This is a genomic window from Methanobrevibacter millerae, assembly GCF_900103415.1.
GTDB classification, from domain to species: domain Archaea; phylum Methanobacteriota; class Methanobacteria; order Methanobacteriales; family Methanobacteriaceae; genus Methanocatella; species Methanocatella millerae.
In genome coordinates this window covers 28,705-49,557 of the sequence record NZ_FMXB01000015.1, presented here as the reverse complement: position 1 = coordinate 49,557, position 20,853 = coordinate 28,705, and the positions used below count along the sequence as shown (strand labels likewise).

25 protein-coding genes, 3 tRNA genes and 1 other RNA gene are annotated in these 20,853 nt (G+C 39.0%); 21 read left to right on the top strand and 8 right to left on the bottom strand.

Features of this window, described 5'->3' with window-relative positions; all coding sequences use genetic code 11:
- The first annotated feature begins 114 nt into the window (after positions 1-114).
- From pcn to F3G70_RS08900, 9 genes are all read left to right on the top strand, one after another.
- Positions 115-849, top strand: coding sequence for a proliferating cell nuclear antigen (pcna) (gene pcn, locus F3G70_RS08940; RefSeq protein WP_149732362.1), 735 nt, complete (start codon positions 115-117; stop codon positions 847-849).
- 56 nt (positions 850-905) lie between these two features.
- On the top strand, positions 906-1,844 hold the full coding sequence (locus tag F3G70_RS08935; RefSeq protein ID WP_149732361.1) for a DNA replication complex subunit Gins51: 939 nt from the start codon (positions 906-908) through the stop codon (positions 1,842-1,844).
- Positions 1,845-2,084: 240 nt separating this feature from the next.
- On the top strand, positions 2,085-2,363 hold the full coding sequence (locus F3G70_RS08930) for a 50S ribosomal protein L44e (protein ID WP_149732360.1): 279 nt from the start codon (positions 2,085-2,087) through the stop codon (positions 2,361-2,363).
- A 9-nt stretch (positions 2,364-2,372) separates the two neighbouring features.
- Entirely contained in the window at positions 2,373-2,552 is a 180-nt protein-coding gene (locus F3G70_RS08925) for a 30S ribosomal protein S27e (RefSeq protein WP_042691937.1), read from the top strand.
- A 66-nt stretch (positions 2,553-2,618) separates the two neighbouring features.
- Positions 2,619-3,416, top strand: a complete 798-nt coding sequence (locus F3G70_RS08920; RefSeq protein ID WP_149732359.1) for a translation initiation factor IF-2 subunit alpha — start codon at positions 2,619-2,621, stop codon at positions 3,414-3,416.
- Positions 3,417-3,596, top strand: coding sequence for an RNA-protein complex protein Nop10 (locus F3G70_RS08915; RefSeq protein ID WP_149732358.1), 180 nt, complete (start codon positions 3,417-3,419; stop codon positions 3,594-3,596).
- Positions 3,583-4,353, top strand: coding sequence for a proteasome assembly chaperone family protein (locus F3G70_RS08910; protein WP_149732357.1), 771 nt, complete (start codon positions 3,583-3,585; stop codon positions 4,351-4,353). Before F3G70_RS08915 ends, F3G70_RS08910 begins: the two co-directional genes overlap by 14 nt.
- A 27-nt stretch (positions 4,354-4,380) precedes the next feature.
- Positions 4,381-4,911 carry a DUF2112 family protein gene (locus tag F3G70_RS08905; protein WP_149732356.1) on the top strand — a complete coding sequence of 177 codons (531 nt, stop codon included), beginning with the start codon at positions 4,381-4,383 and terminating at the stop codon, positions 4,909-4,911.
- Positions 4,912-4,923: 12 nt separating this feature from the next.
- Positions 4,924-6,111 carry a TIGR00375 family protein gene (locus F3G70_RS08900; RefSeq protein WP_149732355.1) on the top strand — a complete coding sequence of 396 codons (1,188 nt, stop codon included), beginning with the start codon at positions 4,924-4,926 and terminating at the stop codon, positions 6,109-6,111.
- A gap of 4 nt (positions 6,112-6,115) precedes the next feature.
- Here the strand turns inward: F3G70_RS08900 and F3G70_RS08895 are convergent.
- The 3 genes from F3G70_RS08895 to F3G70_RS08885 form a co-directional block, all read right to left on the bottom strand.
- Positions 6,116-6,189, bottom strand: a tRNA-Arg gene (locus F3G70_RS08895).
- A 41-nt stretch (positions 6,190-6,230) separates the two neighbouring features.
- A tRNA-Arg gene (locus F3G70_RS08890) sits at positions 6,231-6,305 on the bottom strand.
- Between the two features lie 91 nt (positions 6,306-6,396).
- Positions 6,397-6,903, bottom strand: a complete 507-nt coding sequence (locus F3G70_RS08885; RefSeq protein WP_149732354.1) for an endoglucanase — start codon at positions 6,901-6,903, stop codon at positions 6,397-6,399.
- Positions 6,904-7,040: 137 nt separating this feature from the next.
- Here F3G70_RS08885 and frhD point away from each other — a divergent pair, with 137 nt between their 5' ends.
- The 5 genes from frhD (at position 7,041) to frhB (ending at position 11,671) form a co-directional block, all read left to right on the top strand.
- Positions 7,041-7,607, top strand: coding sequence for a coenzyme F420-reducing hydrogenase, FrhD protein (frhD, locus tag F3G70_RS08880; RefSeq protein WP_149732353.1), 567 nt, complete (start codon positions 7,041-7,043; stop codon positions 7,605-7,607).
- A 546-nt stretch (positions 7,608-8,153) separates the two neighbouring features.
- Positions 8,154-9,368 (top strand): coenzyme F420 hydrogenase subunit alpha, encoded by a 1,215-nt coding sequence (frhA, locus tag F3G70_RS08875; protein WP_149732352.1) that lies wholly within the window; start codon positions 8,154-8,156, stop codon positions 9,366-9,368.
- Between the two features lie 19 nt (positions 9,369-9,387).
- Positions 9,388-9,957: a hydrogenase maturation protease gene (locus F3G70_RS08870; RefSeq protein WP_149732351.1), complete on the top strand. Its 570-nt coding sequence runs from the start codon at positions 9,388-9,390 to the stop codon at positions 9,955-9,957.
- Positions 9,957-10,808, top strand: coding sequence for a coenzyme F420 hydrogenase subunit gamma (frhG, locus tag F3G70_RS08865; protein WP_149732350.1), 852 nt, complete (start codon positions 9,957-9,959; stop codon positions 10,806-10,808). The genes F3G70_RS08870 and frhG overlap by 1 nt, the downstream gene beginning before the upstream one ends.
- Positions 10,809-10,819: 11 nt before the next feature.
- Positions 10,820-11,671, top strand: coding sequence for a coenzyme F420 hydrogenase subunit beta (gene frhB, locus F3G70_RS08860; RefSeq protein WP_149732349.1), 852 nt, complete (start codon positions 10,820-10,822; stop codon positions 11,669-11,671).
- A 43-nt stretch (positions 11,672-11,714) separates the two neighbouring features.
- On the opposite strand, the gene map is transcribed toward frhB, so the two are convergent.
- Positions 11,715-12,632 (bottom strand): type II methionyl aminopeptidase, encoded by a 918-nt coding sequence (gene map / locus F3G70_RS08855; protein WP_149732348.1) that lies wholly within the window; start codon positions 12,630-12,632, stop codon positions 11,715-11,717.
- A gap of 82 nt (positions 12,633-12,714) precedes the next feature.
- Between map and F3G70_RS08850 the strand changes: the two genes are divergently transcribed.
- From F3G70_RS08850 to F3G70_RS08825, 6 genes are all read left to right on the top strand, one after another.
- Complete coding sequence (locus F3G70_RS08850; RefSeq protein WP_149732347.1) at positions 12,715-13,119, top strand: hypothetical protein; 405 nt, start codon at positions 12,715-12,717, stop codon at positions 13,117-13,119.
- A gap of 9 nt (positions 13,120-13,128) precedes the next feature.
- Positions 13,129-13,632, top strand: a complete 504-nt coding sequence (locus tag F3G70_RS08845; protein WP_149732346.1) for a hypothetical protein — start codon at positions 13,129-13,131, stop codon at positions 13,630-13,632.
- A gap of 128 nt (positions 13,633-13,760) precedes the next feature.
- A tRNA-Met gene (locus F3G70_RS08840) sits at positions 13,761-13,835 on the top strand.
- Between the two features lie 21 nt (positions 13,836-13,856).
- Positions 13,857-14,136: RNase P RNA component (gene rnpB / locus F3G70_RS08835), an RNA gene on the top strand.
- A gap of 151 nt (positions 14,137-14,287) precedes the next feature.
- Positions 14,288-14,623 carry a hypothetical protein gene (locus F3G70_RS08830; protein ID WP_149732345.1) on the top strand — a complete coding sequence of 112 codons (336 nt, stop codon included), beginning with the start codon at positions 14,288-14,290 and terminating at the stop codon, positions 14,621-14,623.
- A gap of 411 nt (positions 14,624-15,034) precedes the next feature.
- Positions 15,035-15,955, top strand: coding sequence for an MJ0548 connectase family domain-containing protein (locus F3G70_RS08825; protein WP_149732344.1), 921 nt, complete (start codon positions 15,035-15,037; stop codon positions 15,953-15,955).
- A 183-nt stretch (positions 15,956-16,138) separates the two neighbouring features.
- Here the strand turns inward: F3G70_RS08825 and dusB are convergent, their stop codons facing one another.
- From dusB to F3G70_RS08810, 3 genes are all read right to left on the bottom strand, one after another.
- Positions 16,139-17,113 (bottom strand): tRNA dihydrouridine synthase DusB, encoded by a 975-nt coding sequence (gene dusB / locus F3G70_RS08820; protein ID WP_149732343.1) that lies wholly within the window; start codon positions 17,111-17,113, stop codon positions 16,139-16,141.
- Between the two features lie 31 nt (positions 17,114-17,144).
- Positions 17,145-18,617, bottom strand: coding sequence for a sodium-dependent transporter (locus F3G70_RS08815; RefSeq protein WP_149732342.1), 1,473 nt, complete (start codon positions 18,615-18,617; stop codon positions 17,145-17,147).
- 78 nt (positions 18,618-18,695) lie between these two features.
- A complete protein-coding gene (locus F3G70_RS08810) occupies positions 18,696-19,547 on the bottom strand; it encodes a DUF1002 domain-containing protein (protein WP_149732341.1) in 852 nt (283 codons plus the stop codon).
- Between the two features lie 115 nt (positions 19,548-19,662).
- Between F3G70_RS08810 and F3G70_RS08805 the strand changes: the two genes are divergently transcribed.
- Positions 19,663-20,310 (top strand): hypothetical protein, encoded by a 648-nt coding sequence (locus tag F3G70_RS08805; protein ID WP_149732340.1) that lies wholly within the window; start codon positions 19,663-19,665, stop codon positions 20,308-20,310.
- Here F3G70_RS08805 and F3G70_RS08800 read toward each other — a convergent pair.
- Positions 20,282-20,512 (bottom strand): hypothetical protein, encoded by a 231-nt coding sequence (locus F3G70_RS08800; protein WP_149732339.1) that lies wholly within the window; start codon positions 20,510-20,512, stop codon positions 20,282-20,284. The genes F3G70_RS08805 and F3G70_RS08800 overlap by 29 nt on opposite strands.
- Between the last annotated feature and the right edge of the window lie 341 nt (positions 20,513-20,853).

The window sequence follows — 20,853 nt, the reverse complement described above, 5'->3', positions numbered from 1 at the left end:
TTAAAGCAATAAATATTGATTATCTTTTAAAAAATTTCCTTAAACATAACTTTTATTAAATACTTTAAACATAATATATAATGTTATTAAATTATTGAAAACAGAGGATTATTTATGTTTAAAGCAGAATTAAGTGATTCTAGTATTTTAAAAACCAGTTTTGATGCTATTTCCTCCATCGTGGATGAAGTACAAATTCAAACTGACAGTGAAGGTATGAGATTAGATGCCTTAGACCGCAGTCACATAACTTTCGTTCATTTGGAATTAAAAGCAAGCTTATTCGATGAATATATTTGTGATGTTCCTGAAAAGATCAACATCGATACCGACGAGTTCATGAGAGTCCTTAAAAGGGCAAAATCCCAGGACAGAGTCAAAATGTCTGTTGATGAAGGAAATTTCATTATCACTTTTGAAGGGGACGCAACAAGAACCTTTAAAATCAGATTAATTGATATTGAGTACGACAATCCTACTCCGCCTCAAATCAATCATCCGACAACTTTCAAAGTTCGCTTCTCCATCCTGAAAGATTCAATCAACGATATAGAAATATTTTCAGATAAGATTGCTTTGGAAGTCGATGAAGACTACTTCATTGCTTCAGCCGACGGTGAATTCGGTGACGCAAGCATCAAGTATATTCACGGCGAAAATATTAATGAGCACGTTAAATCCCTGTTTTCCCTGGATAAAATTAGGGAAATGCTCAAAGCAGATAAATTTTCCGAGGAAGCCGAAATCAGTTTGGGTACCGATATGCCATTGAGTTTGACATTAACCATGGTTACCGGTGACGGTAAACTCAGTTTCCTGCTTGCTCCAAGATTAGAAACAGATGATTAATTCATTTGTTTTCTTCTTATTTTATTTTTTTTAAAAACCATCAGAGATGATAATAAGTGGATTTATTTCAACATTTGCGCAAGATTCAAAAGAAAGAACGTGACAATGGTACTTTGGCTCAGGTTGATGAGAATTTCTATTCTCAGATTCATGAATATTTAAATGAGCTTAAGCAGTCCGCCATTGACAATCCGTTCTCTGATGTGTACAATACTTTAAATGAGGCCAGAAGAATAGCCACCGAAATCTGCGAGCGCAGGGAGCACAAGATTACAAGCGCAGCCGTTCTTAACATGAACAGATCCTATCAGCTTTTTGCGGGAAAGCAGGAATTCGATTTGATTGATTCGATGCCTCTCAATTTAACTCCCGAAGAGGAAACATTCTATTTTTCTTTAATTGAAACCTTAAAAACCCACAGGCTAAACCTTTCAGGCCAGGAAATTCCAAAAAATGTTCCTGACGTTATTGATGACGATGGCGAAGAGGAAGCTCCCGAAACTGAGGAAACTACTTCCAGTTCTCTTGCTGACATTGCAGATGCGGCTATCGAGAAGGCTTCCGAAAGCGAGGAAAGTTCTGATCCTGTTTCTGATATTGAAAGTGACTCTGAAACGAAAGAGGAAGACGATTCCACCGATGAGGTCCTGGACAGAATCGATGAAGTTTCAAAAGCCAGGGTCATTGAAAATGAAGTGAGAGAGCCTATCGAAAAGCAGATTTCAAAGCCTCAAAAGCCTAAAATCAAGGTTCCCGAAGAGTTCGGTGACATTGAAATACTGGACAGTGACGATCAGTTCATTGATCTGGATGCGGTTAAAAGAACTAGGGAATCAGAAATCACCACAATACTTGTTTTGGATGAAATCGGCTCAATAGTTGGCGTGGATGAAAAAGTCTATGGACCATTCAGGTCACAGGACATTGTTACCTTACCGAAAATCAATGCAAATATTTTCGTCAAAAACAGAAAAGCCCGTTTTGTCAAAATATAAGTTAACTTTAAATACTGTTAACAATATAACTATATCCCATATCTATTTGTAATATTAAAAAATTATTTATTATAATTTGGATTTTTGCTGTTTGTAGACATAAACGGTTACTATGCAGTTTCTATCTCTAACGCCTTTTGATATGAATTGAGTTTAGATAAATTTACAATTAGATTTATAATGACTATTTAATTAAGCACTTTTCAGTGCGTATTAAAATAAAAAATATACGGTGAAATAATGAAAATACCAAAAGAAAAAAGAACATACTGTCCTCACTGTAAAAAACACACAGTACACGAAATTCACACTGCAAAAAGAAGAAAAGCTAGTGAATTGACCTGGGGACAAAGACAATTCAGACGTGTTACCGCTGGTTACAGAGGTTATCCAAGGCCTTTGCCTGCTGGAAACAAACCAGTTAAAAAATTAGACTTAAGAGCAAAATGTAAAGAATGTGGTAAATCTCACATCAAACAATCTTTCAGAACAGGAAAACCTGAATTTGTAGCAAAATAGGTGGTTAGCATGGTTAGTAAAGGAAGAGGAAACTTTTTAAAAGTTAAATGTTTAGATTGTGACAACGAACAAATAATCTTTGATCGTGCAGCATCTGACGTTAAATGTATTATTTGTGGCAAAACTCTCGTTAAATCCCGTGGTGCTAAAGCTAAAATTACAGCACACATTGAAAAAGTTTTAAACTAAATTCTTTAGTTTTTAACTTATTTTTTTTAACTGTTTTTTAATTTTGCTTATTTTTGGGGTGATTACATGGTAAGAAAAAGTCAAGAATGGCCTGATGAAGGGGAACTCATTGTAGGTACAGTCTACAAGGTCCTTAACTACGGTGCATTCGCAAAATTGGAAGAATATCAAGGCAAAGAAGCTTTTATTCATATTTCTGAAGTCTCTGCTGGTTGGGTAAAGAATATTAGAGATCACGTAAGAGAAAATCAAAAGATTGTATGCCGTGTTCTAAGAGTAAACCCTAAAAAAGGACATGTGGATGCTTCTTTAAAAAGAATTCGTGAAGATCAAAGAACCAAAAAGATTCAGCACTGGAAAATCGAGCAGAAGGCTGAAAAGTTCCTGGAATTATCTGCAAAATCATTGGATAAGTCATTGGATGAAGCCTATGATGAAGTCGGATATGACCTTATGGACATCTTCGGTGACGTTTACGGCGCTTTTGAAACCGCAGCTGATGAAGGAGCCGAATCCCTGATTGAAGAGGGTATTCCTGAAGACTGGGCTGAAGCCATTACAGAAGTGGCCCAAAAGAACATCACTCCTCCGGAAGTTCACATCAACGGATACGTTGACATCGAGACTTTCGTTCCAAACGGAGTTGAAATCATCATTGAAGCCCTCAAGGCAGCTGAAGACAACGGCGACGAGGAAGAGGAAATTAAAGTCCAGTGCGTCGGTGCTCCAAGATACAGAATCACGGTCAAATCAACCGATTATCTGTTGGCTGAAAAGGCACTTAAGGCAGCAGCCGAAAGATGCATAGCTATCGTTGAAGAATCTGACGGTAACGGTTCATTTTTAAGAGAATTAGATGATTAAATGACTATGAAAATGCATAAATGTCCAGAATGTGGAATTTATACTTTAGAGGATAAATGCCCCAAATGCAGCGGGGATTTGAAAGTGATTTATCCTCCCAAATTTTCTATTGAAGATAAATACGGCAAATATCGCCGCATATTAAAAAAAGAGTTAAGGGATAAAAATGAAAGCAGCTGAAATTACTGTTTTAGAAGAAGTGGAATTGAATAATCCTATTTTTATTGAAGCTTTACCCGGCGTTGGCCATGTTGGCAAACTTGTTGCAGACCATATGGTAGACGAACTGGACGCAACCAAATTCGCCGAAATCTATTCTCCAACCTTTCCTCCGCAGGTTCTTGTCGGAGAGGGCGGAATGATTGAAAACATGATCAACGAGTTATATTATATTAAGGATTTGGGAGAAGATGGCGTTGATGTCATCATGATTACCGGAAATACCCAGTCATTATCTCCAGACGGCCAGTATATTGTCTGTGAGGAAATCCTGGACTTTTTAGGGGATTTTGATATTTCAAGAATCTTCACTTTAGGTGGAGTTCCAACCGGACAGCCTATCGAAAACCCAAGGGTATTGGGAGCCGCAAGCGACGAAGCGCACATCGAAATCTTAAAGGAAGTCGGCGTTGAAATGAGATCAAACGATGGCGGAATCGTCGGAGCTTCAGGGCTCTTTTTAGGCCTTGGAATGCGCAGGGGAATATACGGAGCCTGCCTTATGGGCGAAACTCCGGGTTACTTTATCGATGCGGAATCTGCAGAAGGCGTTCTATTGAAACTTGCCGACATTTTAAACTTTGAAATAAATACCGAAAAGCTCGATGAAAGGGCTGAAGAGACAAGGGAAATGTTGGCCAGAGCCCAGCAAATGGAGCAGGACTTAATCAATCGTGCCAATGCAGGCAATGCCGATGACTTAAGATATATTGGATAATCAAATCCAATCTTTTTACTTTTTTTTATGAATATAGTTGTTATTCCCGACGGCGCAATGATTGTTGTGCCATTAATTGAGAAAAACGGACATACTTATCTTTCTCCTACTGATTTTTCAAAGTATAACAATGAAGTTAATTTAAATCCTGATTTTAAGGTTAATTTGTCTAGTGAAACTCCTTCGGGGGTGCGGGGACGAATCTCTCTTTTGGCTCCATTATTGGAAAAAACCGATGCAGCTATCGTTTTGGGCCGCAGGCCTTCCGACTATGAGCCGATGTATAACGTTTTAAATGAACTGATTTTATTTTGCGGAAACGGATGCAACAATGCCCATTCGCTGGCGGTCAGTCTGGTGTCCCAGAGGGATATTCCCGTTTTGAAGCTGGCCTATCCCACCACTAGAGAGGAGATTATTGAGTTGATTGATAAGGTCAATAGGTTCTTAAAGGATTTCGATTCGTCAATTGGTGATGATTTGGATGCTGATTTGATGCCAAAGTCTTGTAATGTTCCTTTGGATCAATTTGAAAAAACATTAAATAATTCAATTTAAATACATTTAACTATGTTGATAAATGCGGATTTTCATATTCACAGCTGCTTTTCAATGGCCTCCTCAAGAGATATGCTGATTAAAAACATCGCTCCAAAGTCCAAGCTTAAGGGCTTGAATCTACTTGGAACGGGTGACGGGCTTCATCCTAGATGGCTTGACATCATCGAGGAGTCCACAAGCTATTCGGGCGACGGAATATATTCAACCGATGAGATGGACTTTGTAATCACCACTGAAATCGAAGGAAAAAACCGGATCCATCATCTGATAATAATTCCGGACATTGACATCGCCCGTGAATTGTCGATGAAATTGCCGTCTAAAAACAAGGATATGGACGGAAGGCCTAAAACACGACTGGACGGTGCCGAGATATTTGAGCTGGTCAAGGAATACGACTGTCTTATCGGTCCGGCCCACGCTTTCACTCCATGGACGGGAATGTACAAGTCCTTCGACAGCATTTACGACTGCTACGAGCATAAGGTTGATTTCGTTGAACTGGGTTTGTCCGCCGATACCGACATGGCAGACTGCGTTGGTGAACTGAAGGATTTCACATTTTTGACGAATTCCGACGCGCATTCCCCGTGGCCTCACAGATTGGGAAGGGAGTTTAATCAAATGGAGCTTCAAGATATTTCATTTTCATCACTCAAGCATGCATTAAAGCATTCAAAAATTAAAGCAAACTACGGCCTTCATCCGAACCTGGGCAAGTATCACATGACCGCATGCACCAAATGCTTCAAACTCGTCGATCCCGAATCCGCTCAAAAGTCAAAGATGAAATGCGAATGTGGAGGAAGAATAAAAAAAGGTGTTGACTACCGCATTTATGAGATTGCTGACTTTAAAAAGCCCCATCATCCCGAATTCCGCCCAAAATACGTTCATATCATGCCTTTGGCCGAGCTGATTGCAAAGGTCTATGACAAGGGGGTCACCACAAAGACGGTTCAACGCCTGTGGGATAAATTGATTGCAAGCTTTGGAAGCGAAATCAACGTACTGATTAATGCTTCACTCGAAGACATTGAAAAAATAGATTCTGATGTTTCAAAGGCAATTGAAGCGTTTAGAAACAACACCATAGACATCGTTCCCGGCGGCGGGGGAAAGTATGGCGAGATAATTTTGAAATCCAAGGCAACCGAGAAAAAAGAGCCTAAAATGGTCACTTTGGATAATTTTTGAAAAACGGACTTGGAGGGATTTGAACCCTCGATCTTAAGATTAGGAGTCTTACGCCCTTCCAGACTAGGCTACAAGCCCATTGTTTAACTGAATTTATTTAAAAAAAGTAAATATTGAGACGGACCCGCCGGGATTTGAACCCGGGGTCTTCGGATTAGAAGTCCGACGCCCTATCCAGGCTAGGCTACGGGCCCTAGTGTACGTCATTTAATTAATATGTTTTTCTTGTTATATATAGTTAAGTATTTTTTCAATAAAAAAATAAAAAATTTAGGTAGATTGAATCTACGCTAAACTTACGAATCCGGTTCTGTCGTTTATTTCAAAACTGGTTACAGCGCTGTCATCAGTGGAGTTGTATATTGTAACGTACCAGTATCCGTTGGAGTAGCTAGGCGTTCCTGCATAACATCCTGAGACTTCAACGTGGTTCATTGCAATGCTTCTGATTTCACTTGATGAGTGTACAGTACCACTGCCGGAGCCTCCTCCACCAGAGCCGCCTCCGCCGGAGCCTCCTCCGGAACTTGAACCTGAACCTGAGCCGCTTCCGCTTCCACTACTACTTCCGCTTGAACTGCCTGAGCTGGATCCGCTTCCGCTTGATGTAGGGCTTGTGGTGTGCGTCGTATTGTTTCCAATACCGTTGCTTCCACCGCTACCGGAACCAGAACCCATGCTTGCTAAATCTGAAAATACAGCGTTCGGATTATTTATAATACCGTAAGCTGCAACTGCAGCTGCAATACATAAAACGATAATGATAGAAATTATTACATTAGCTTTATCCATGATTGCACCTCCTGAATATATTGAGTTAATTAATAGAATATTTGTTTATTAATATACTTAAATGTTTATTTTATAACAAATTTATTATATTCTCATCGTATAAATAACTTACTATATATTAAAATAGGTGATTAAGAATGCCGTATCATGCCAAAACTATTGTTGTAGGTTGCGGAAACATTCTCTTTAAGGACGATGGTTTCGGGCCAATTGTTGTAAACATGCTTGAAAAATACTTCAGAAACGAAAGCGAGGACGATTTCGACCCTGCGGTAATCTCATATATCGAAAACGAGTTTCCATCTGAGATAATCGATGAGGTCGAGAAAATCGTTGAGGGCGTTGACCTGACCGGCGAAGTGAAGTTCATCGACGCCGGCAACGGCGCAACCCATTTCATATTCTCCCTTCCCGACGAGTACTGGGAAAAGGTCATTGTCGTTGACGTCGTTGACTTTGATGCCGAGCCTGGAACAGTAAGAACTTTCTCACCGTTTGAGATGCCAAGGGACAAGTACGAGAATGTCCACACATGGTCGGTTGAGGAGCCTCTCCATGAGCTTTCCGAAAGCTGTGAGGTCGTGATTGTCGGATGCAGGCCTGAATGCATTCCGACTCCTGACGTTGAGATGGGACTGACTGATTCGGTTGCCCGATCAGTTCCGAAAGCCATCGAGTTAATACTTGATGAAATTTCAAAGTAATACTTGTTATTACTTTTTTATGAAAATTCATCATATTTTTTTAATTTTCAGGTATTACTCTTAAATTTTCGATTATTACTTCCGTAATGATTTGCAGATTTCTCTGATTTTGGGATCTGGGGGCAATATTGATTCATTTTCCATTTTTTGAATTCTTTTAAACATCATTTTTTGTTTGTTTCATTACTCAATTAGGCTTATATTTATTTTCAATTACTTTTAATTTATTTTTTAAAATTTTAGATGTTTTTTATTTTTTTAGACTTTATCAGAGAATTTTTTTAACATCTTATTCATTCCCTTTTTCAATTTTTCTCAATATTTATAATTTTTTGTATAACCTAAAAAATAGTACTACTTTTTTTAACACAGTTAATAATTTTTCATGATTTATCATGAATTTGCTCGTCGCAGAAGGCTCCGATTTTTTATTATATATATTTTACTATTTAATTCAGAAAGTATTACTTATTAATACTTTGAAAGAAATATATATATCGTTAATTAAAACAACGAAATTTTTAATTACGAAAGAAGGTGACATATTTGAAAGATAGAGTAGTTATATCTCCTACGACCCGTCAAGAAGGCCATGCCGAATTGGTCATGGAAGTTGACGACGAAGGGATTGTTACAAAAGGTATGTATTTAAGTATCACTCCGGTTAGGGGTTTAGAAAAGATGGTTCTTAACAAGGCACCTGAAACCGCTCCAGTTTTATGTCAGAGAATCTGTGGAGTCTGTCCGATTCCTCACACTTTGGCTTCAGCTGAAGCAATGGACATGGCATTAGGAATTGAAATTCCTAAAGCAGCTAAATTGTTAAGAAAAGCTGTCGCAGCAGCACATGGTATTAACAGTGCAGCAATTCACCACTTCTTGGTTGCACCTGATGTTGTCCCTGATGACAAATTCGCAGATGCAGTTAACAGTGTAAGTGAAGTCAGAAAAACTGTTCAATATGTTGTTGAAATGATTGCTGGTGAAGGTATTCACCCATCTGATATAAGAGTTGGTGGTATGGCAAGAAATATTACTCCATTCACCAAAGAAAGATTAGTCGAAAGAATGACTGCATTCAAACCAAAACTCGAAGAACACATAGAATTTATCAAAAATTGTGTCCTCGAAGCAGGATTGCCTAATGATTTAGGTGTAGTCAACCAGCCATTAATGGCAATGGATGCAACTTACGGTACCAATGAATTTGACATGAGCAAATTCTCCGAAGTATTGCCTGAAGCATGGTATGATGATCCGGAAATCGGAACAAAAGCATGTTCAGTAATTCCATTATGGGAAGGTGTTAATGTTGAAACCGGTCCTAGGGCAAGAATGGAAAAATTCGCAGGTTTCAAGGACAAAGGCGTAGTTGCACAACATGTTGCTCGTGCAGACGAAATGATGAAAAACTACAACGCCTGTTTAGAAGCATTAGATGCAATTGACCCTGCAGCACCTGCTAATGTTAGTTACGATAAAAGAGGAACTGGTGAACTTGGATTTGGTGTCATCGAAGGTCCTAGAGGAACTGACGTACATATGGCAAAAGTTGTTGAAGGAAAAACTGCTTTCTATTCTGCAATTGTACCGACTACTTGGAACATTCCAACTATGGGTCCTGCAACTGAAGGATTCCATCATGAGTTCGGTCCTCATGTCATAAGGGCATACGACCCATGTTTATCATGTGCTACTCATGTAATGGTAGTTGACGATGAAGATAAATCTATTCTCAAAAATGAAATGGTGAGAATCTAAGCAGTGGAGGAAAAATTAAATGCCTTATCATTCGGATATTATTGTTGTAGGCTGTGGGAATGTCCTGTTTAAGGACGACGGATTCGGTCCTATTCTCATAAACATACTGCAGAAATATTTCAATGACAAAAACGATTATTACGATCCGGTGGTCACTTCATACGTTGAAGAAGATTTTGATAAAGACATATTGAATGAGATTCAGCAAAAATTTGAAGGCGTTACATTGCCCGAAAGCGTTCAGTTCGTTGACGGCGGCACGGCAGCTCCAAGCAATTTCTTCCCGCTGTACACCGAGTACGACTGGAAAAAGCTCATTGTTCTGGACGTCGTTGAGTTCGACGCCGAGCCTGGAACGGTTGAAACATTCGATCCAAATGTAATGAAAATCGGAAAGTATGACAATCCTCACGGAATGACCGTTGAAGAGCCTCTTCAAAAGATTTCCGAAAAATGTGAGGTCGTTATTGTTGGATGCAGGCCTTTAAGCATACCAACTCCGGATGTTGACATGGGTTTGACAGAACCCGTTGAAAAGGCAATTCCTAAAGCTATAGATATTATTTTAAATGAAATCGGGGTAAAATAATGTTTGATAAATTGAAAAAAGCTTTTGGCGGATCAGAAGAACCTAAAGCACCAAAAGCAGAGGAAAAAGTTGAAGCTGCTCCTGTAGAAACACCTGTTGAAACTGCACCAGCAGAAGAACCAAAAGCCGCTTCAGCAAAACCACGTATCGGTTACATACACTTAAGTGGTTGTACTGGTGATGCAATGTCTTTAACTGAAAACTATGACATTTTAGCTACTGTTTTAACCGATATGGTTGATATTGTATACGGACAAACTTTAGTTGATAAATGGATTCACGGAACTTTCGCTGAAGAAATGCCTGAAATGGACGTATGTTTGATTGAAGGTTCTGTTTGTTTACAAGACGAACACAGTGTACACGAACTCTTGGAAGCAAGGAAAAAATCAGGATTAATTGTTGCATTCGGATCCTGTGCTGTTACCGGTTGTTTTACAACCTACGCACGCGGAGGTCAGCAAGCACAACCTAAACATGAATCATTCTTGCCTATCAGTTCATTAGTTAAAGTTGATGCCGCACTTCCAGGTTGTCCTGTAGCTCCTGAAATGATTGCAAAAACCGTTGTAGCAGTATGCGAAGGCGATTTAGATTACTTAAAACCTGCAATGGATTGGGCTGCATGTGATAAAGGATGCGGTTGTGATGTATTGACAAACGTAATTCGTCAAGGATTATGTTCCGGATGTGGAACTTGTGGTCTAGCTTGTCCAACAAGGGCAATGGGCTATTCTGAAGGTAGACCTAGCTGTGACAAAGACAGATGTATTAAATGCGGTACCTGTTATATGATGTGTCCAAGGTCATGGTTGCCTGAAGGAAGAATTAAAAAGGAAACAGGACTTTAGGAGGATTAGATATGCCATTAGGTACTTATAAAGAAGCATTATCTGCAAGATCTACTGAACAAAAAATATTAGATGTATCACAAGATGGAGGAATCGTTTCATCATTACTCTGTTACGCACTTGATGAAGGAATCATTGAAGGTGCTGTAGTTGCTGGAACTCCTGATGAAGATTGGAGACCTATTCCTACTGTTGTAACTTCATCCGATGAAGTAATTGCAGCTGCAGGAACCAAATACTCAATGTCTCCTACATTATCTGCTTTAAAAGAAGCAACACGTCAATACGGTCTTGAAAAAGTCGGTGTAGTTGCAACTCCATGTCAAGTACAGGGTTTAAGAAAAGCTAAAGCTTATCCATTCACAAGATTTGTCGCTGATAAAGTAAACTTAATCATCGGTATCTACTGTATGGAAAACTTCCCAATGGCTTCTCTTGATACATTTGCAACAGCTAAATTAGGATTCGACTCCTTAACTGATGCCAGCAAAATGGATATCGGTAAAGGTAAATTCTGGTTAACCAAAGATGGTGAAGACAAAGGATTAGCTATTAAAGAAACCCACGGATACGAACAGGCAGGATGTAACGTATGTCAAGACTACGTTGCTGAATGGGCTGATGTATCTACCGGTTCTGTAGGATCTCCTGACGGATGGTCCACTGTCTTGACCAGAACTGATGCAGGTGAATCAGTATTTAAAGCTGCAGTTGACGCAGGCTTAATCGAAACCAAACCAATGGATGATGTAAAACCAGGTCTTCCTTTACTTGAAAAATTAGCTAAAGGTAAAAAAGACAAAAATACTGCAGAACGTGAAAGAAGAGCAAAAATGGGAGTTCGTATCCCTGCAATTTACTAAATCTTCTTTCTTTTCTTTCTTTTTTTTTTAAAAATAAGTAAAATTATAGAGTTGTAACTGTACAACCCTCTTTTTCAACGATTACGGTATGCTCCTTTTGCGTAACGAAGCACCCTTTCTTTTCCCTTAACGGAGCGTAAGGATAAATCGCCATTGCTCCTGATAACTGTTTTAACGCAATGCCTCCACGCCTTTCGCCGAACTCGTCTGTAATCCATCTTCCGGAAAACGGCAGGTATCTGTTGTTTGTCTGGATGTATTTTAAAACTTTAGCTGTGGATTTCATTCTGAACGGCTTGTTTGCCATATATGAGAAAATAAAATGTCCCGGTGCGTCATTGACGTGGCCTTCTCCGGTGGTTGCAAAAGGCTCTATTGCTATGGCCTGGCCTTCCTCAAGCTTGAAGGGATCGTTGTTGTCGTAGTTAGGAATTGAAATTCCTGCGTGGAGATTGTTCTGCTCCAGGCTGTGCCCCATGAGATTGAAAATAGGATTGAATCCGAAATCGCTTATGGCCTCATGAACTGCAGCTCCGATTTTTCTAAGCTCAACGCCGTCTCTTACAGTTGCAATTGCGGCCTCAAGACCGGCGGCTGAAGCCTCAATCATTTCTGCGTTCTGGTTGATTTCATCCTGGGAAAACCTTTCGTCGATGTTTCCCTCAGCCATTATCGTAACCGCCGAATCGGCAATATAACCGTTAACTTCGGCCCCCAAATCGAGCTTTACCAGATCTCCCGCATGTATTACAGTTTCATCGTTGGCCGGTGAAGTGTAGTGCGCAGCTATTTCGTTAATTGACACGTTGCATGGGAATGCTATTCCGGCACCCTGCTTTAGAATTTCACTTTCAACATAGTCGACCAAATCAAAAACAAGGCATCCTTCCCTAATCATTTTTGACGCATCGCTACGTATTTTTGATACTATTTTTCCAGCCTTAATATAAGAATCCATCATAATCATCACTTTTTAATAATAAATATTATATGCAATGAGATTAATAATATTTTCTATATATAAATAAATTTGGAGGTAAATTATGGATATTCCAACTATACCTGATCAGACGTTTTATCTAATCGTTTTAATTATTGTAGCAATCGTTGTCATTATCGTGGTAGCCCAATGGAGAAAGGTTGCTCAGTCAAAAACTTCCGTAAACATGCTTGAAAAGGAAATTCAGCTTAAGAAAATGTCTATGGTTGAAAAGGATATTGAAACCAAAAGACTGATGGATAATCCAATCCCATTGCCAAAAGACCAGCAGGATTCCCTAAAGGCAATCAGGCAGTCAACCACTGATGTGAGAAACGAAATCGGATACCTGCACAGTGAAATCAACGAAAGGCTTGCAAGGCTTGAAGCTCAAACCGAGCAGAAAAAGCTTGAAAAGATGCTTAAGGAAATCGAAGCCAAGGAGAAGAAACTCAACAATAAGAAGTAGGTGTTAATTATGGATGCAATTGAAGCTGTTGCAGTAGTTATTTTAATAATAGCCATTTTGGTTTTAGTTTATTATTACCTGTTGAATACTCCAAAGACAATGGACAAGATTAAAAGCTATGTTCCGACAAGCGCTGATGCGCACATGAACGAGATTCTCGGTAAAAATGATGAATATGGTGATTTAAAGAAAGAAAAGGATTCCGAATCCATGACCAAAAGAATCAAGGTCAAGTTAAACGACATTGATATGTCCTCAATCAATACCGACGCCTTTTCAAACAAGCTAGATGCCTTTTTGGATGAGAAAAGCGATGAGCTGATTAAGGACTGGTCACTTGCAACGACCAACGACCTGGAAGAGCTTGAAGCCAAATTCCTTGAAACAACAAACTCCGTTGACGCACTTGACAAGGATTATCAGGAATTCAAGAAATCATCAAAGGAGTTCCAGGAAGCTACTGAAGAAAAACTCAATGATATCGATAAGAGAATTGAAGCTTTGGAAAAGTGATTCTTTTATCTTAATGTGTTTAATGTTGAAGAGATTTATTAAAAATCTCTCAAATTTCTATTTTCATCGAAAGTTTTATATATTATCTTAAATATAATATTAATATCGATTTATTTTCTGTTTTTTATAGCAGGGTGGGGTAGTCTGGTGATCCCGCGGGGCTCATAACCCCGAGATCCCTAGTTCAAATCTAGGCCCTGCTACTCTTAATTAAAATTCTCATGGCAAGTTAAAGACAGCTGCTGGTTATTTTAACTAAGGAAACTCCGCCCATCGCACAGACTATGGCATTGAAAGATGTATGCTGAGAAGCATGGCAATGGAGCAGAAACGACACGGCTTTTAATGGGTGACGATGATAGCTAATTGAGGACATTAAAAGAATCGGTGAAACGGCTATCCCATAGGATGCAAGAACAAAGTTGCTGATGATCGCTGTTGTAGGCAAGGTAGTTCGCTAAGACGAATGCTGTTAGAACAGAAGGTGGGTTACTCTTAACAGGCCATGAATTTTAATTATTTTTTCTTATTTTTTAAGTTTATATCTTTTATGGATTAATGGTAAAAAATCTTTTGAAAATCAACATAATTAAAAGGGATATTTGGATTTTGATATTGAAAAGAATTTTATATTCTAAAATTAATATTCATTATTATGTTTGCGGTTTCAAGGGATGAATTAAGGGATTTGATTATTGCGTTGATTGTGCTTTCATTCTGTTTTGCAATTTCAAATGTCGGATTCGATTTTCACGCTATCCTTTCTCTCCTGCATATTGTCATGTTCGGCGTAGGATTGGGATTTGTTGTCCATGAGCTTGGACACAAATACGTGGCAATGAAATATGACTGTGAGGCCGAGTTCGAGCTGTGGCCTTTGGGGTTGCTTATTGCATTTGTAACCTCTCTTATAGGAATCGTATTTGCATCACCTGGAGAAGCCAAGATTCATCCCGAAGATCTTCCCGATGAAATAAAGGGCAGAATATGAATTGCCGGACCGATGGCCAATATGAGCCTTGCATTGCTTTTTATTGTGATTGCTTTATTTTTATATCCTCTTTCATTGAACTCAAGCATATTTCATCTTCTTTTTCTTATTTTGCACTGTCGGCTTTTCCGTCAATAGCTTTCTTGCTGTCTTCAACATACTGCCCCTTTGGAGCCTGGACGGGACCATGGTCATGAAATGGAGTCCGAAATACAGGCTTGCGGCTTTTCTGCTTGCTGCCTTAATGATGCTTGCATCCGTATTTGTCGGAGCTGAAAACATGGTCATGATGTTTATCTCATAGGGCTTTTTTTATTAATTCAACTTTTCTTCAATTTTTCTTTAAACTTTATAATGTATGATTGATATAATATAATTAAGTTTTATTGGATATCAAATTTTGGTGATATTATGAGTTTGATTATAGCATATATGGGTAAAAAAGGCTGCGTAATGGCCGCAGATAAAAGAAAAATAGCTTATTTCGGCGATAAGGATGAATTAAATGTTTTGGAAAGTGAACTGTATAGTGGAACTATTCAAAATGATGATGAATTGGCAAAAAGGGCAGAGGAGTTGAATGTTGCGGTTAAAATCACTGACGGCTCAAGCAAACTCTTGGAAATTGGAGAAATCATTCGGGGTGAAGTGAGCTCCAAAGGAACCTTCCAGACAAAAAGAAGAAGGGTTTATGGCACGACCAATGGCTATCAGCTTGTTGAACTGTTGGGTGCTCAAACCCAGTCCCGTAAGGCAGGAAACAATGGAGTAATCCTCTTTGGAAACAAATATGCAAAGAAACTGGCTCAAGAACTCCTTTCAAGAAAATGGGAAGCTTCCCAGAATCTGATGAAAATGCGTGAGATCTTTGAGGAAATCTTGTCTGAAGTCTCTTTAAAAACGCCAACCGTCGGTGACACATTCGATGTTATTGTAAAACATCCGACATATTCCGAAACGACCGCCCAGATGAATTTAAACAGGACAATCGACCAGGACATTAAGCTTTTGGCAAGATTCAGGCAGGACCTTGTTGAAAAGCTGGTCCGGCAAAACCTTGAAATTGAAATGTCCTACAAGATCATTGACAACGGAGACATCGGACGTGTTGTCGACATTAATGGGAATGAGTTAAAGGTTCAGCTGAATGATAAGACCCAGGCTGTTGATGAAAACTGGCAGCAGACGGCTGCACCGGGACATAATGTTGTGATGTATGCTGAAAGTGATGATGTGAAGCTCAAGGATAAGGTCATTATTAAGGATGAGAAATTATGCCTTAAAAAGGACAAGTCCCCTCTCAAATGTGATGTAATCCTGTGCACGTTATAGGATGAAGTCAATGTTTTAATGCCATCACTTTTTTGATTTATTTTTCATTAATCTATTTTTGATAGATGATTAATTAAATGAGACATATTAATCATAATCTATTGATTAATTATGCGTTTCTTTAATATTATCGTTTTGGAGTTTTAAAATTATCATTTATTGTCAACCGAATAGATTAATCAGCTAATATTTCAAATCTTTCACATAGTTTTCAAGAAGCCAGTATAATTCCTCTTTGGTTTTCGTTTGAAAAATCTTTTTTTTGACTTCCACGCTTCTGTGGAGGTTTTTCATGTAGTAAGCGGCGTTTATCCTCAGCTTGTGCATCAGCACCTTGTCCTGGTAGTTTTCACAAAGCATTTCGGAGTGCCTTTTAAACATCTCAAGCTTTTCTTTTGATGAAACCCTTTCGGGCTTCCTTCCGTTTTCCAGATATTCTATGCACTGCTTTACGAGCCACGGATTTCCCAAAACTCCTCTTCCAATCATCACTGCATCGCAGCAGGTCAGGTCAATCATCGCCTTGGCGTCATAGCAGCTTCTAACATCTCCGTTTCCTATAACTGGTATTGACACGTTATCCTTAACGTCTTTGATTATTGACCAGTCGGCAGCCTCGTCGTACCTTTGATTTCTTGTGCGGGGATGGACGCTTATGGCTGACGCTCCTGCCTCTTCGATAATTTGTGCGATTTCAACCGCATTGTTTTCATCCCAACCACTCCTTATCTTTGCCGTAACTGGAATCTGGACAGTATTTACAACTGTCTTTATGATTTGCGAAACGTTATCTGGATTTTTAAGCAGTGCGCATCCTGCCCCTGACTTGATGGCTACTTTTGTAACGGGACAGCCCATATTGATGTCGATTATGTCCGGCCTCATGTTATCGCAGATGTATTTGGATGCGATTTCAAAGCTTTCGGGCTCTGAGCCGAATATCTGCTGTGCTATCGGCCTTTCAAAATCAGTCATATGAAGCATTTCTCTTGTTTTTCTATTTAGGTGCATGACTGCTCTTGTAGATACCATTTCGGTTTCTATCAGTCCGCAGCCCATTGCTTTGACTATGCTTCTGAATGATGAGTCGCATATGCCTGCCATCGGAGCCAAAACAATTTGATTTGCAATTTCTACATTGCCTATTTTCCACTTCATGCTAATATAATATTTTCAGGATAATGACTAATTAAATTTTGTAGAAATCCTCATTTTTCGCCGGCAGTTTTGTAAATATTATCGGAACCATCACAATCGCAATGGCCAATGCATAAATTATCGCCATGCTTATAGGGTCTTCTCCTGAAAGAGTTGATAAAACTCCCTGAATCCAGAGTCCAAATATGCACACAGGCAGAATATACTTTATTACAGCTTTCCATATTTTTCCTACTTTGATTCTTGAATGTTTATTCAGGGTTTCAATCAGTTTGTCGAAGTTATAAATCCATCCGAATATGATGCATTCAAGAAGAACTGCGAATAATAATGCGGTATTGTTTAGGAAGGCATCGAAGACTCCCAATATCATGCTTCCGGCACCTGTTGCAAATATTGATGATATTAAAGTGCCGAAAATACAGACGATTGTTGCGGTCTTTTTGCGTGAGAAATTGAACTTGTCTGAAATTGAGTAGCACACTCCTTCAAGAAGGGCGATGATTGATGTGATTCCCGCAAAGAGTATGCATAAAAAGAACATTGGAGCGATTATGTTTGATGTGGATCCCATTATATTGAACACCTGCGGAAAAACCACGAATGCTAGGCCTGTTCCTTCAGTTACCAGCTCGTTGAATGGTATTCCGCTTGTCAATGTCATGAATCCCAGTATTGAAAAGATTCCGATTGAATTGAAGACTTCAAATCCTGAGTTGGAGAATGCCACGATTAATGCGTTGTCCACCAGTTTTGAGCCTTCGGGCAGGTAGCTTGCGTATGTCAGTGCTATGGCCATTCCCAGACTTAATGAGAATACGATTTGACCGAATGCGGCCAGCCATACATTCAAATCGGTCAAAGCAGACCAGTCGGGAGTTAATAACTGTGAATATCCTATGGATGCTCCGGGCAATGTCAGTGAATAAATTACGATAACCACAACGATTATGCATAGCAATGGCAACAGGATTTCACTTACACGGCCGATTCCAGCATTCAGATCCCTTTTTATGATTTGCCATGTCGTAAACCAGATGGCTATTATTGCGGCTAAAACGGAGGGGACTATTGTGAAAATTCCTGAAATTGAATCGTTTGACTGTAGAACGGTATTTGTGAAGAATGTGTCGGGGTTTGACCCCCAGGCTTTGGTAAAGCTCAATATTACATAAATCAGGTCCCATCCGACAACGCAGACATAGTAAGTAGTTATTAAAAACACGACCGTCAGGACGAACCACGCAACCGGCTCTAATTTATTATGCACCTTAAAGAGTATCTTTGAAAGGGATGTCTTGAAACGGAATCCGACTGCGTATTCAACTAGGACAAATGAGATTCCCAAAAGGAATAGTGACACAAGATATGGTATCATGAATGATCCTCCGCCGTGGGAGTATAATACGTTCGGAAAACGCCATATGTTTCCAAGTCCGACTGCAGATCCTATCATTGCCAAAATAAATGTTATGTTGCTGTTCCATTGTCTTTCATCTGTCATAAAATATCACTTATTATGATATATTGTAGGCACTGATAGTTAAACTTTAGGCTAAAAAAAAGAAAAGGAGGTTAATGATTATAATCCGAGTTTGGAGAATAAATCATTAAGTGAAAAGCCGCCGGCCGTGTTGTTTCCAACAAATTCGGTGACCTTGCTTGAATAACTTTGTACATCGCCCTGCACAGCCTGGACTCCGCCAATACTGGTTGCAAGGTTTTCAATGCTGCTGTTCGTCATGTTTATGTTGTTGTTTACAGTGTAATTGTAGATAATGTTTACGATTGTCGTGTGATCTGTAATGTTTCCGGTTTGAACAGTTTCCTTAACGTCATCCACAAGCTTTGTCAGGTCGTCGGCACTGACGTTATCGTTTTCAACGATTGCAGCTTCGGTGTAGATTTCCTCGTTTGCTGCCTCTTTTACGGTTTCAGGAATTTCGACGTTTGTAACCTCTTCATAGGAGTTCATGATTCCGGCAAGTGCGGATTCACCGGTTGCCTGTACTGGACTTGTTACGTAGACGTGTCCGTGGGTAATTCCAGCGGATTTAAGGGCTGAAATGTACATGTCGGCAGTTATGGTCGTAATCTTTGATGTGTCCACAGTCACCTTGATGTTTCCCTGTTCGCTTAAGTCAACAAGTGCAGATGAGAATATCTGATTTGAATTGTAGGTCTTGTGAGTTATCGTACTTGCGATCTTGTTCACTTCATCTGCAGTAATAACTTTTGATTCGATGCTGTTTACCTTAAGGTTTGATTGCTGAGCAAAGAAGTTGTCAACAACTGATTTGTATTCGCCATTATGATACGTAGTTTCACCATAGGTAATTACAGTCTTTTCTGATTGGGCTGAAAAGCCTGCAGGAACTGCAATAGCTATGACAACAATTGATAAGATTATTATACCAATTAAAGATTTGCGCATAATTTTCACCTCTCTAACTTATAATTATTACAAGTAGTATATAAATGTTTATGTTGATAAGTTGTGTGTATATTTAAATGTTTTTGATTTTATAATATATTAATAAGGTGTAACCGTGCTGACGAGTGATGAAGTAATTGAAATATCCCGTAAAATGGAGCATGCAGATATAGACGTTAAAGCCACAATAGAAAAGGCCGCAATCGCAGGCTATCTTGGCGAAAAGCATTTCTACTGCAGTGTCATTCAAAATTCCTCATTCACCTATCCTGTAGACAGGCTTTTGGGTGACAATCCGCCGAAAATCGAACTGGACAATTTTTATTTTGATTTGATTTCAAGGGCATTGGACGATGAGGGCATCTACATCTCCCTTGCCTATTGCAGTCCTGAAATGAGAGTTCCTCAAGAATATGTTGATGAGGTCATTGAATATGACGATTATGACCTTGATGAGGATGACCTGTACTTTGAAAGGCAATTTACATTAATTACTGCTGATGAAGTCAAGGTCTTTAAGATTTTTGAGGAAGAGGGGATTTCCGGCCACAGGCGAACCGACGACATCGGATTGATCGTAAAGTATGCTGACGGCAAATACTCCTCCTACTTTGCTGTGAGGTCAACCGAGCTGTGCATGGCAACCCTTCAGGTATTTCCGCTGAGCCAGAATTATCCGAAAGAACATGAGTTTTCATTTTTAAATCCGATCAATAAGCTGTTGGTTGAGATGATTAACAATGTGGTTGTTTTGAATGACTGATTGTTTCTATTTTTTCGATGTCGCATTCCAGCATTAATGAGACATTCTCGGGGGAATAGTTATTTAAGAGTTTTTTAATTAATTCTTCTTCTTTCTGTTTGATTCCTCTTTTAATTCCTCTTTCTTCTGCTCGCCATAGCATTCCGTCTATTCTTGCGTTTCTTATTTCTTCTTCTAATGGTCTTAACACTATTTCTGACATTTTTAGTTTCTCCATTTTTGTGTGTTTTTGGTATGAGAATTTTTAATTTGGTGTATAAATTTTGTTAATATAACAATCCTTTCATTATCTACTTGAGCAAATATTGATTTGATGGATCGAAATTTGGTGGATGCATTGTTTGAATGATGGGGAATAATTGTCAGGTATCATCAACATTAATTATGTATTTACTATTATTAACCGGTATTTTCAACGGACTACAAATTGTAGCCGTTTCAATACCTTCCTTTTTGCCGGATTTTTACTCTTATTAAGAATTCTAACAATATCTATTAGTGAAAAGAGGTATTTTATATTCCATATTTCAGATATTATTTTGG